This is a genomic window from Nitrosospira sp. Nsp11, from assembly GCF_900142705.1.
Lineage (GTDB): Bacteria > Pseudomonadota > Gammaproteobacteria > Burkholderiales > Nitrosomonadaceae > Nitrosospira.
The window spans coordinates 185,229-197,772 of sequence record NZ_FRBV01000003.1; the positions used below are offsets into that span (position 1 = coordinate 185,229).

The 12,544-nt window shown below is 53.1% G+C and carries 10 protein-coding genes; 4 read left to right on the forward strand and 6 right to left on the reverse strand.

From position 1 onward, the window contains the following. Positions 1-60 precede the first annotated feature (60 nt). The 5 genes from BUA28_RS06155 to BUA28_RS06175 form a co-directional block, all read right to left on the reverse strand. The gene (locus tag BUA28_RS06155) at positions 61-2,451 is read right to left on the reverse strand and encodes a sucrose synthase (protein WP_072767236.1); all 2,391 of its coding nucleotides are present in this window, start codon (positions 2,449-2,451) and stop codon (positions 61-63) included. After that, positions 2,441-4,603 carry an HAD-IIB family hydrolase gene (locus BUA28_RS06160; RefSeq protein ID WP_072767237.1) on the reverse strand — a complete coding sequence of 721 codons (2,163 nt, stop codon included), beginning with the start codon at positions 4,601-4,603 and terminating at the stop codon, positions 2,441-2,443. The genes BUA28_RS06155 and BUA28_RS06160 overlap by 11 nt, the downstream gene beginning before the upstream one ends. Beyond that, positions 4,600-5,517: a carbohydrate kinase family protein gene (locus BUA28_RS06165; RefSeq protein WP_072767238.1), complete on the reverse strand. Its 918-nt coding sequence runs from the start codon at positions 5,515-5,517 to the stop codon at positions 4,600-4,602. Before BUA28_RS06165 ends, BUA28_RS06160 begins: the two co-directional genes overlap by 4 nt. A 416-nt stretch (positions 5,518-5,933) precedes the next feature. Further along, positions 5,934-6,668 (reverse strand): bifunctional demethylmenaquinone methyltransferase/2-methoxy-6-polyprenyl-1,4-benzoquinol methylase UbiE, encoded by a 735-nt coding sequence (gene ubiE / locus BUA28_RS06170; RefSeq protein WP_072767239.1) that lies wholly within the window; start codon positions 6,666-6,668, stop codon positions 5,934-5,936. Positions 6,669-6,838: 170 nt separating this feature from the next. Beyond that, positions 6,839-7,231, reverse strand: coding sequence for a gamma-butyrobetaine hydroxylase family protein (locus tag BUA28_RS06175; protein WP_072767240.1), 393 nt, complete (start codon positions 7,229-7,231; stop codon positions 6,839-6,841). Between the two features lie 119 nt (positions 7,232-7,350). Between BUA28_RS06175 and BUA28_RS06180 the strand changes: the two genes are divergently transcribed. After that, the gene (locus tag BUA28_RS06180; protein ID WP_256598250.1) at positions 7,351-8,439 is read left to right on the forward strand and encodes an FAD-dependent oxidoreductase; all 1,089 of its coding nucleotides are present in this window, start codon (positions 7,351-7,353) and stop codon (positions 8,437-8,439) included. A 31-nt stretch (positions 8,440-8,470) separates the two neighbouring features. Here the strand turns inward: BUA28_RS06180 and BUA28_RS06185 are convergent, their stop codons facing one another. Continuing rightward, the gene (locus BUA28_RS06185; RefSeq protein ID WP_072767242.1) at positions 8,471-8,980 is read right to left on the reverse strand and encodes a DUF1269 domain-containing protein; all 510 of its coding nucleotides are present in this window, start codon (positions 8,978-8,980) and stop codon (positions 8,471-8,473) included. A 242-nt stretch (positions 8,981-9,222) separates the two neighbouring features. Between BUA28_RS06185 and BUA28_RS06190 the strand changes: the two genes are divergently transcribed. The 3 genes from BUA28_RS06190 (at position 9,223) to prfB (ending at position 12,534) form a co-directional block, all read left to right on the forward strand. Continuing rightward, positions 9,223-10,347 carry an S-(hydroxymethyl)glutathione dehydrogenase/class III alcohol dehydrogenase gene (locus BUA28_RS06190; protein ID WP_072767243.1) on the forward strand — a complete coding sequence of 375 codons (1,125 nt, stop codon included), beginning with the start codon at positions 9,223-9,225 and terminating at the stop codon, positions 10,345-10,347. A gap of 58 nt (positions 10,348-10,405) precedes the next feature. After that, positions 10,406-11,260: an S-formylglutathione hydrolase gene (gene fghA / locus BUA28_RS06195; protein ID WP_178297925.1), complete on the forward strand. Its 855-nt coding sequence runs from the start codon at positions 10,406-10,408 to the stop codon at positions 11,258-11,260. Positions 11,261-11,429: 169 nt separating this feature from the next. Further along, a protein-coding gene (gene prfB, locus BUA28_RS06200; protein ID WP_143021637.1) for a peptide chain release factor 2 occupies positions 11,430-12,534 on the forward strand; the annotation gives its coding sequence in 2 pieces (ribosomal slippage) (positions 11,430-11,510 and positions 11,512-12,534; 1,104 coding nt in all). Positions 12,535-12,544 lie beyond the last annotated feature (10 nt).

Genomic DNA, 12,544 nt, shown 5'->3' on the forward strand with positions numbered 1-12,544 from the left:
ATTCTATTCCTGGCGCCGCATCAAAGCCAGGAATGTGTTGACGCAAAGACTCTATATTATTTATTGATGAGGGAGCAGTGCCTGTGCCATGGGACGAAATTGCAAATGGTAGAACATATCGAGATAACGTACAGTTTCTTCATGCTCCAGATTGCTGACAAATTTCCAGAAACCGTAAATACGCGATAAAGTCATCATTCGTTCTGCGTACAAACGCCATGTATAACGTGATTCGACCCGTTTTAAAGCCATTTGGGAAATATTATCCCAAAAATTGGGATCGGCGGCTGAGCGAGTGAAAAAATCAGCCATGGCTGCGGCCGCAGCAGAACCATCATTAGGGTCGAAATGATAGCCCGATATTCCATGCTGGATGATCTCTCGCGGACCGCCATAACAGGTAGCGAATACGGGAAGGCCGGAAGCCATAGCCTCGATGATAGTCAGCCCAAACGCCTCGAATCGGGCTGGCTGGACAAAAATGCCGCGCTTATCAGCCACATGCCGATACAATTCACCCGCAAGATTCTTTTCCAGGCGAGTGCCGAGCCAACGCATACGTCCTTCCAGCTTATATTCATTCATGATGGCGTGCATGTGGTCAATCTCGGCGCGTTCCTCACCATCGGTCGAAGCGGCAGGGTCGATATGCCCACCGATTACAAGTAGATTGGCCGCATCCGATAAGCGCGCACACTGGGCAAACCATGCCGCCAATCCGGTCAAATTCTTGACCAAATCGAGGCGAGCCATTGTAAAAATCAGAGGCTTGGCAGGATCGATAAAATGGCCGCGCCAGGGCACGCCGGGATCGTCTCCATATAAGAGACGTTCAATGTCGGGCAATAGCGTTTTCAGGCGGCGCTCCCCGTCGAGATAGGAGAAATACACCTCGGCATCAGCACCGGGGGAGACAATATTGAACTTGGGGTCAAAAAGATCTATGCCGTTCAGCACTCGATACAAGCCGGGCATCGTGTAGTTCTGATAGGTTTCATATTGGCCCACGGTATGAGAAGTACCTGCAATTTCCTGATAGGTACTCGTAATAATAAAATCGGCGCTATTCATTGCGATGAGATCAGCGGTGTATTGGCAATTAAAATGATATTGGGCTTCATTCTCGCGCCAGTGCAAGGCTGAATGCAGGTATTTGCTCTGCTCCAGCGCGTGAGCGATATTGCACTGTGTTACACCGATTCGTTTGGAAATCAGTGAGGCTACCAGGTTTCCATCTGAATAATTGCCGATTACCAGGTCCGGGCGGCCGCTCAGTTGCGCCAGCGCTTCGCGTTCAATATCATGCGCGAAATTCTCCAGATAAGGCCATATCTCGAAACGCGATATCCAGGAACGGACAACTTCGCCGTTGGGTTTACGAAATGGTACACGCACAATCCATGAGTTCTGGGTACCGTGGATTTTTTCCAACGGCTGGTTGCATAAGGTATCCCCCGCCTCGGGGATCAGGCGTGTGCCTATCAGAATTTTCGGTTGGGCCGTTATTCCTTGAAGGATCAGGCGCTCGCTCATGTCCCGTTCCAGAGCCCTTACCTGATCCAGGATGTAAACCACCTGACCGCCCGTATCCGGCAATCCCAACACATTATCCTGCCCGAAATAGCCATGGGGCGACAGGACCAGCAATTTTGATATCATGGGAATTCGCGCCAGAAAATTCTCAAGTATTTGTGCTGAAGGCGCTTCGAGAATATCTACCAACAGACTCATGGTATCGCTCACCCGCGTAGCGCAATCGCCCCAACCGGGTGCAAAGCCCAATCCGCTCAGTGACTCCGCAAGCATCATCCAGGGCGTATCACCTGGATATTTGTCAAGCAACCCAAGCGCGCGGCGCAAACCGGCACGTAACGCAGCCACATCGGCAAAGTTGCCGTTGAGCATCAATTGATGCCCGTCCATGGAATGCACTGTTAAAAAATTCAACAGCTTGACCGAACCCATGCCGGCATGGGTGAACAGCGTGCCCGCCAGTTGCTTGTTGAGAAAAATTACTCCTTGACCGATTGATCGAATTTCCTTGAGCCGCGAGAAACCGCGATTAAATGGCGCAAAATCCAGCTCCAATACCGGTTCATGAGCGCTATCCGGGCGCACCAGCATTTCCTTGAAAGCCAGATAATCGGACACGCTGACAGGCTCAGGTATAAGCTGCTGCTGATGGATACTCATAAAGTGCCAACTCCCCGCGCCTTCGCGTAACGCCATATAGATCAGCGGAGGCCGGCACACCGCTTCTTGCAGGAGATCGACAACTTCATGCAGCGGAGTCTCAACAAGAGACTGGGGAAGCTCTGTGCTTAATGCATCAAAAGCTGCCCGAAGGTCCGAGCGCAGCAAAAGCGGACGTTCCAGTTCGAACCATCTACGTAACAATGCGTACAAATCGCTACGATGATCCGCAGCCCAGACATCAAATTTAGGTATCATTCGCGGTCTCCATGATGGAAGTGCCAAACTCGTAATGTGCCATGCCTTCGGCGATGCCGTCCGCGTAGCCTGCACGGGCAAAATAAATTTGTTCATTTCCCCTTAGACTCGCCAATTCGGGACTATGATTGGCAACGATCACGCCAAGTGTGTCACCGATCAGCATTTCTCTATCGTTGCCTGAATCACCTGCGACTAAAAAGGAACGCAACGGCAGCCCCCACTTATAGGCAAGATAACGTATTGCTCCTCCTTTGGAACCGCGTAGAGGCAAAATGTCGAGATAGGCCTGGCGCGAATAGACCAAATGTGCGGACAATTTTTGCTCGCGTAATAGCGCCCGTATTTTAGCTATTGGTGGCATTTTTTCGGGATCTACATTGTAGCTAAGCTTGAATTCGCGCTGATTTTCTTCCGCTTGCAATGTGAGACCCGGCACTCCGCCAAGCGCGCTTTTAATCGCATCGCGGCGCCAAAGGTGTTTGATAAAATTTTGCCATCCTATATCCGGGCGGAGTTCAGGACCATAATTGATCTCGCTACCGACCGCCGTAATAAGCACATCAGGTAAGGGAACGCCCCACTCCTTCAGTATTTTGAGTGTACTTTCCAGCGTGCGCCCTGTGGCGACTCCAAAGCCTAAATTGGGCGGAGTCGCCCGCATGATAGCCAGAAAACGGCGCAAGGCGGCACGATCACCCAGCAGGGTATTGTCGATATCGCTAATAAGCATATGCGATATCAGCGGTAACGGATGCCGCTGCGGCCTCTGATATATCGCCATGGTGCGCCGGATCTGCTTACGCTCCTGATGCAACAGACGGAACAAAACGCGCAGGTATTTCCTGACGTGGGCATCCCAGGTGTAGTAATTCCTGACCCCTGCAATACCATTGCGCGCCCAGCGCCGCCAACGGGTCGAATCAGCTAATCCGTATTCAATCGCCTCCGCTATGGCCTTGATATCCGTGGGATTCACCAGCACCCCATTTTTGCAGTGCGCCACGATATCGCGTGGCCCGCCATCTTCTGTAGCAACAATGGGAAGCCCGCTGGCGGCCGCCTCGATCAAGGTAAGACCGAACGGTTCGGTGAGCGCAGGATTGACAAATATGCCCCGGCGTCGGGCTGCAAGCCGGTAGAACCCCGCGATATCCGCCGGCTTGTGCTGTTTGGGTAGCGCCACTTTGCCCCATAAATCGTAAAGATCGATATCGAGCAGTAGATCGGTCATTACCTCAACCTGCGCGACGTCAAGCTTACGGATGTCCTCGCGATTACCCGCGATGATGGCCAGGTTTGCGTGCTCATGCAATTTAGGTGAACTGCCGAATGCGGCGATCAAAGCACCGAGATTCTTTCGCATTTCGGGGCGGCAAATCGTGAGTACCAAAGGCTTGCGCGGGTGCACCAGAAAACGGTCGATGAGCCTCGCGGCCTCCGGCTCCGGCGCTATCCGGCGACTGGGCGGAGAAAAGCGCGAGATATCAGTCCCGGGGGGAATAACCACCGCACGCTCACGGTGATAGTTGGTATACAGTCCGTATTGCTCGTCACTCTCCTGAGGTGTGCTTGTTATGATCAGGCTCGCATGCTGAAGTATGGCTTCCTCGGTCGCTATTCGGCGGTAGAAGCTGAATTGACGCTCCAATGCCTGTGGTTTACGCCCTTGTGCAAGCAGGCGCTGCTGTTTGCTTCGCCCAAGCGAGTGCCCGGTATGGATTTGCGGGATACCGAGAAGCTGAGAAAGCTGCATCCCGACATATCCTGCGTCGGCATAATGGCTATGTATGACATCGGGTAAACGTTTCTGCTCGCGCAGAAAAAGCAGCGCACGATCTACTAGTTGATCGAGATAGGGCCAAAGACTCTCCTTGCGCATATATCGGCGCGGCCCGCAAGGAAGACGAATAATTCGTGCATTGTCGCCGAGCATCTCTTCCGGACGAGCATAGTCAGCGGATACAGAGGAATCTTCTATCCTTCGGGTCAGTAGATCGACTTTGACGACCTCGTGCTGGCGCGCCAATGCGCGGGCCAGCTCTACCACATATAGCACCTGCCCGCCGGTATCCGCATCGCACCCCAGTTCCAGGTCGCTCCCCCGGATCAATCCGTGCAGGCTTAGCATCAGGATATATAAATCTTTCATTCAGAGGGATTCATATGCCAATCACTGGTGAAGGGTTCGTAGAAATCGTTGTGTTCCGGAAGTCCGCCACGTATCCGGCAAATTGCACCGGCAAAATGATGTGCCCGTTGCAAGGTGAGGGGTATGGCCCAGCCGTTCAGCAGGCCGAGTATAAAAACGGCCGAGAACGCATCGCCCGCGCCGACCGTATCGCGGATATCCGTGATGGGATCGGATACCACCGCTACCGGTTCCGCGGAATCTGCCAGCCACCAGGCCCCCGCTTCACCACGAGTTATAAGCATGCCGCGCAGCTGATAGCGCTGGATCAGCGCCTTGGCCTGAGCCTCGGCGGATATTTCCTCAATATCCAGTAACTGAGCCATTCTTTCAAGTTCGCTGTCATTAGCCTTGACGATATCGGCGTGCTGCAATGACCATCGTATGCGGTCTACATAAACCCATGGATCGCGCAAATTGACATCAAAAAAACGCTGACCGCCCGCAGCACGCAATAAATGACGCAGGGCTCGATGCGAGCCGGCACGCTGCGCCAATGTTCCGAAATAGACAAATTCCGGATTCGCGGCAAGGGCAGCCATTCGCGATAACCGGGGATGAATATGATCGTAGGCTTGATCGGGAATAATATCGAACCGGTGACCTTCAGAAGTAAAATTAATATCCACCATGCCGGTCGGATAGATGGTATCGAGTTGAACGCCGTGTGTGGCCAATCCTGAGCTTTCCAAGGTCTGTAACAGGCGAGCACCCGCGGCGTCCTGCCCTATACGCGTAACCAGGACAGGGGCGCAGCCGAACGCACGCAAGTGCCGGGCAACATTGAAGGGCGCACCACCCAATACCTCCCTGTCGGGAAACCGGTCTACCAGAATTTCACCAAACAGAAGCACGACATGACGACTGCCGGTCATTGTTTTTACCTTGCGAAGGATTGAACCTCCAATTCAACCTTGATTCAAACATAAATTGGGCCATAACCAACGCATCTGTGAGACTTTCGTGAAGGCAGTCTTCTTCAATATCGATGATGAGGGACAGCAACTGCTTATCATCGGTTGGTTAAAGCGCTTCTTGACACAGGCACGATGCTCATGCTCGAGGCCAGAACTTGCCTTATTATGTCTTATCGGTATCTAATCAGGTTGCATAGACGAGGTCCGCAGCTCATTTTCTGCGGGGATAAGCGGGCCTTTATCCCTCGGGTCGAGAACCGGAAAGATGAGTGATACTGACAGGCTGCGTGGAGTTTTTCTGTGCGCTATCATACATACGACAGTTTGTTTCTCCTCCAATCGCCGACGTGTGTTGGCCTTAAAATCTCCAGACCTTAGAACTTGTAGCCGCGGTGAAGCGCAACCACGCTCGCTGACAGATTGAAGTACTCCACTCGTTCGAATCCAGCGTTTTGCATCAATTGTTTCAATTCCTCCTGCGAGGGATGCACACGAATGGATTCGGCTAGATAGCGATAGCTATCCGGGTCTCTGGCGATGAGCCCGCCCATCGCAGGAAGTACCTTGAATGAGTAAAGATCATAAAAGCTTTGCAATGGTTTCCATACCTTGGAGAATTCAAGGACGATAACCCGTCCGCCCGGCCGGAGTACGCGCAGCATTTCTTTCAATGCCACATCCTTATGGGTCATGTTTCTGAGCCCGAAGGCAACACTGACACAATCAAAATAGTTGCTTGGGAACGGCAGTTTTTCTGCATCGCACTGCGCTACCGAGACAGCCGCACCTTCATCGAGTAATCGGTCGCGACCTATCGTGAGCATAGCGTTGTTGATATCGGTGAGCCAGACCTCGCCATTGCTGCCCACTTGCTCCAAAAACAACGCGCTCAAGTCGGCGGTGCCGCCGGCAATATCAAGTACCCGGTCTCCTTTTTTGACTCCGCTGGTTTCCACTGCGAATCGCTTCCACAATCGGTGCATGCCCGCGGACATGACGTCATTCATCAGGTTGTAGCGCTCGGCAACCGAATCGAATACCCCGGCTACCTTGCGGGCTTTCTCTGCTTCAGCTACGGTATTAAAGCCGAAATGGGTCGTTTTTGTCATGGATGATCAGTTATTAAATGAAGGGCACATACTACAGCAAGATAAGGTTGCTGTAGAACCTTGCGCATACACCGGGTTGGGGCGGATAGTTGGGGCTGGGCTGGTAGCTGAACCGGCTCCGAGCCGCGAAACCAGGAAGTTCTTCAGCGGATTCGGTTGCTGATTGCGGTTCAATGCTTGCTGGCCACCATCGGTTCCCGGCTCGCCCCTGCCGCTTGCATGCGATGAAGGTACCGCTGCCACATTTCATCGTGGTGCAATCCATAGTCATAAAGTAAATCCCAGGAATAAAGGCCGGTATTATGGCCATCCGAAAAATTAAGCTGGATTGCATAATTTCCCACGGGCTTGATATCGTTGATATTCACCTCTTTCTTACCGGTTTGCAGCACTTCCTGGCCAGGGCTGTGGCCGCGCACTTCCGCGGAAGGCGAATAGACCCGCAAAAATTCACAGGGAAACTGGAAAATTTTGCCATCACTGAAAGAAATCTCCAGTATTCTGGACTTTCGATGAAGTTTTATTTCGCTAGGACTGGGAGTTTCTTTACTTAGCCCTGCCATTGTGCTTCTCCTCCGGTTTGCAACGGTGAATGATAAACCAGCGTGGACAAAACTAAAACGTTGATACGGGGATTTCAACCATTATAGCCAACTCGTCAAATGGCACTCGTCCTCGTGAATTGATACTTATCGGTGGAGGCCACACGCATGTCTTATTGCTGCGAAAACTCTGCAAAAATCCTTTACACGACGTGTGTATGACCATGGTGAGCGATTTTGAGTGCGCTGCATACTCGGGAATGTTGCCCGGGCATATCAGCGGCTTCTACCAGCAAGCAGCACTGCTTATCAATCTACGACATCTATGCAAACTCGCCAATGTTCAGTTCATCCATGCAAAAGTGCGTGGCATGAATCTGAAGCAAAAACAGGTGCTGCTCGACAGCGGTGCTGCGCCCCTGGCTGCCGACCTTGTCTCCATTAATGTCGGCGGCATACCTGATATGGACAACGTAGAGGGCGCGAAATCATGGGCGATCCCAGCGAAGCCCGTGCCACGCCTGCTGGAAGGCTGGGCAAGCACTCTGGCCGCGGCCGAAAATAGCACAGGCCAGCTGCAAATCATTCTCGCGGGTGGCGGCGCAGGCGGCGTAGAACTGGCGCTAGCCATGCGTTCCCGGCTGCAACACGCGGAGTTCACAATCATTCACAGCGGGGCACGCTTGCTGCCGGAGCACAATTCATGCGCTCAACACATTGCTCGCAACCTGTTACTGGAACGAAACGTGGTTGTGATAACTGAGGCCAAGGTGGTCGAGGTTATGCCACAAAGTGTGCGTCTTGATGACGGAAGGCGCCTGGCCTCGGACTTCGTTTTCTGGGTTACGCAGGTTGCCCCCCCAGGTTGGCTCGGAGAGAGCGGTCTGGATATCACGCGTGAAGGCTTTATTAGAGTCAAGCCTACTCTCCAGGCAATAAATTATCCCTGGATTTTTGCTGCAGGGGATGCAGCCTCCATCGAAAGTCAGAAATTACCCAAGTCCGGTGTATTTGCGGTGCGTATGGCGAAACCGCTGGAGTACAATCTTCGAGCCTGCCTGGGCGGCAGTCTGCTCAAGGATTATAAACCTCAACGGCACAGCCTCAGCCTCATCGGCACTGCGGATGGACGTGCCATTGCTTCTTACAGCCGTTGGGCAGCGCATTCCGCTTTTTTCTGGTGGTTAAAAAACCAGATCGACCGGCGTTTCATGCGGCAGTTCCAGTAACGGCTACCCTCTAGCTGTCCCGCAAGGCAGGTTAAGGAAATGCGGGTATTATGGGTTCCGTCCCTTCTACAATCACGTCAGGCAAGTGCGTTTTTATCCGTGCCTCGATCTCGGCAACGCGTTTCTTTGGCACGTCGGCCAGAACGAGAAACTGACCGGCCTCAATTGCCTCCTCAAATTGCTTGACCCTGGAATTGGCCGTGCTCACGCCTATCATACTGCCCGCCCACGCACCTACTCCCGCCCCTGCAAGAGTGCTCCCCAACAGAATGCCGCCCGCAATGACCGTTGAGGCAGGGGGAAGCGCGATGGCGACCAGTCCGGCGAGCGCACCTGCCGTTCCGCCCACTGCGAGCCCCCGCTCCACTGCGGGCACAAAATCGCTCTTCTGAAGCAAACTGGCTTCGGGTAGCTCTTCCAGAGGAGTGCCGCGCTTTGCCAGCACGTGAATGTGTCGCTCCTCGATTCGCGAAAGGAGTAGCTCATCGACGATACGTTTGGTCGTGGCTAAATCGGGAACAAGAAAGTAGATTCGTCGCATCATGATCTCCTAAAAATTGTTCACAGGTAAATAATTTAGGGCGGAAATGGCAGAGATCCAAACCAGCCCAACTTACCGGATCGATTTCATCATAGGACGGCTCAGATGAAAAAGCAAACCATCGCAGGGATTCTCAAGCGAGACGCAACCACCGCTACAAAGCGGTAACGGAATTTGAAAACTGACGGATTCCTGAGCATACTAGCCATGCTGATCAAAGTAACGAAAACGGAGCGAATTACATGGAAACAATCAAAACACGTGCAGCGGTTGCATGGGGACCGGGCCAGCCGTTAACTATCGAGGAACTTGACTTGCTACCGCCACGAAAAGGCGAAGTACTCGTTCGCATCGTGGCCACTGGCGTTTGTCATACAGATGCATTCACCCTGTCGGGGAAAGATCCCGAGGGAAAGTTTCCGGCCATTCTCGGTCATGAGGGCGGCGGCATCGTCGAGGCTCTCGGCGAGGGTGTCACCAGCGTTGCGGTGGGAGATCATGTAATTCCGCTCTACACCCCCGAATGCGGCGAGTGCAAGTTTTGCAAATCGGGGAAAACCAACCTGTGCCAGGCTATCCGGGCCACCCAGGGACAAGGGCTTATGCCCGACGGTACGACACGTTTTTTTAAGGGCGGAAAACCCATTTATCATTACATGGGCACCTCGACCTTTTCAGAATATACGGTAATACCTGAAATTTCATTGGCAAAAATCAGTAAGGAGGCGCCGCTGGAGAAGGTATGCCTTCTCGGTTGCGGTGTGACGACGGGTCTGGGCGCTGTTGCCAAGACCGCGAAGGTGAAGGCAGGCGATACCGTGGCGGTTTTCGGCCTGGGTGGCATTGGTCTGGCCGTGATTATCGGGGCAGCTATGGCCCGGGCCGGGCGTATCATTGCAATCGACATCAACCCCGACAAATTTGAAATAGCACGTCAACTGGGTGCCTCCGATGTGGTGAATCCCAAGGACTACAATAAGCCGATTCAAGACGTGATTATCGATATGACTGGCGGAGGCGTGGATTTTTCGTTCGAATGCGTCGGTAACGTCAAGCTGATGCGCTCTGCCCTTGAATGCTGTCATAAAGGGTGGGGGGAGTCCGTGATAATAGGTGTCGCAGGCGCGGGCGAAGAGATCTGTACGCGCCCTTTTCAACTGGTAACGGGACGTATATGGCGCGGCTCGGCATTTGGCGGAGTAAAAGGCCGTACCGAACTTCCTGGCTATGTCCAGCGCTATCTCGATGGAGAATTTGAGCTCGATACTTTTATCACTCACACCATGGGCCTGGAAGATATCAATAAAGCGTTCGACCTCATGCACGAGGGTAAATCCATTCGCACGGTTATTCATTTCAATAAATAAAACCAGGTATTTTACGCTGGGGCTGAAAATTGCTTTTGAGGATAGGAATATGTCCGAATTGGAACTTCTCTCGTCGCACCGTTCATGCGATGGGTCGCAAGAGCGTTACAGACACGCTTCAAAGTCGTTGAATTGCAATATGAATTTTTCTATTTATCTTCCGCCCCAGATATCTCCCCCGCTGGACAATCGCAGCCAGGTGCCGGCCGTTTACTGGTTATCGGGGTTGACCTGCACCGACGAAAATTTTGCCACGAAAGCCGGGGCCCAACGGGCCGCAGCGGAACTCGGGATTGCGCTTGTCATGCCGGATACCAGCCCCCGGGGTGAGGGCGTGGCGGATGTTGCCGATGCATACGACCTGGGGCTGGGCGCCGGCTTTTACGTGAACGCAACCGAGGAGCCCTGGAGCCGCCATTACCGCATGTACGACTATATCGTGGATGAGCTACCGGCCCTGGTCGAGCAGCATTTTCCAATTAACGACCGACGCTCGATCTGCGGACATTCCATGGGAGGCCATGGCGCGCTCATGATCGCACTGCGAAATCCTGTACGCTACCGGTCGGTGTCGGCTTTTTCACCTGTGGTCAACCCGACCACCAGTCCCTGGGGGAAAAAAGCGTTCAGCCATTACCTGGGTGACGATATAAAAAACTGGTGGGCGTATGACGCTACGCTACTGATTGCGGCTGCGCGCGCATCGGAACATCTGCCGATATTGGTCGACCAGGGCAATGCGGATGAATTCCTGGCTGAGCAACTGAAAACCGAGCGCTTCATTGCCGCCTGTGAAGCAGCCCACTACCCCGCACGGATCAATATGCGTGCAGGGTACGATCACAGCTACTTCTTTATCAGCACATTTATCGAAAGTCATCTGCACTTTCATGCGCAAGCGCTGAGTAGTTGATGGAGTAACTGATGGATTAACGGGACCGAGTTCGCCATCGTCAAGCGGCTTCCTTCGTTTATTTTAGATATCTGCGTACGTTATTACTCTCATCCATATGTGGTCAAGTCACGGACGAGATTCTCGCTTCCTGTATAATTCTTGATCTTTTGCACCTTTAAAGGCTCCTATGGAAGCGGAACAGCTTAACGACATTGCCCATCAGCTCGTAGATCTCGACAGCCGGACAGCAGCATTGCGGAGGTATCTTTGACTTCGATAACAAACAAACACGGCTAAACGAACTCACCCGTCTGACCGAAGACCCGGCGATCTGGGACGACAACAAGCGCGCCCAGGAATTGGGGCGTGAGAAAAAAATGCTGGAAGGGGTTGTCGTCAATCTGGAAACAGTCGGACGGCAGTTACATGATGCCCGAGATCTGTTCCAGATGGCGAAGGAAGAGAATGACGACGCTACGTTGCATAGTATCAAGCAGGATATCGGCCGATTGGAAAAGACCGTGGTGGAAATGGAATTCCGTCGCATGTTTTCCAACCCGATGGACCACAATAATTGCTTCGTGGATATTCAGGCCGGCTCCGGCGGTACCGAAGCGCAGGACTGGGCGGCAATGCTGGAACGCATGTACCTGCGCTATTGCGAGCACCGCAACTATAGTGTGGAGGTGATGGAGGAGTCGCCGGGCGAGGTCGCGGGTATCAAGAGCGCAAGTCTCAAAATTTCAGGCGATTACGCCTATGGCTATCTTCGCACAGAAACAGGCGTTCACCGGCTGGTGCGAAAATCTCCGTTTGATTCGGGTAATCGACGCCATACGTCCTTTGCCAGCGTGTTCGTTTATCCTGAGGTGGATGAGACCATCGAAGTAGAAATCAATCCTGCTGATTTACGCGTCGACACCTTCCGCGCGTCCGGAGCGGGTGGGCAGCACATCAATAAAACGGACTCGGCCATTCGGATAACCCACAACCCCACAGGTATAGTGGTGCAGTGCCAGAGCGGCCGCTCGCAGCACCGCAATCGCGCGGACGCGATGGCCATGCTGAAATCGCGCCTGTACGAGGCGGAACTGCGCAAGCGGCATGACGAGAAGCAGGCGATAGAAGACAGCAAGACCGATATCGGCTGGGGACACCAGATCCGCTCTTATGTGCTGGATCAGTCTCGTATCAAGGATTTGCGGACTAATATCGAAAGTGGCAACACGCAGGCCGTACTGGACGGCGGACTGGATGATTTCATTGAAGCCAGCTTGAAACAAGGCATATAAGGAGAACCGA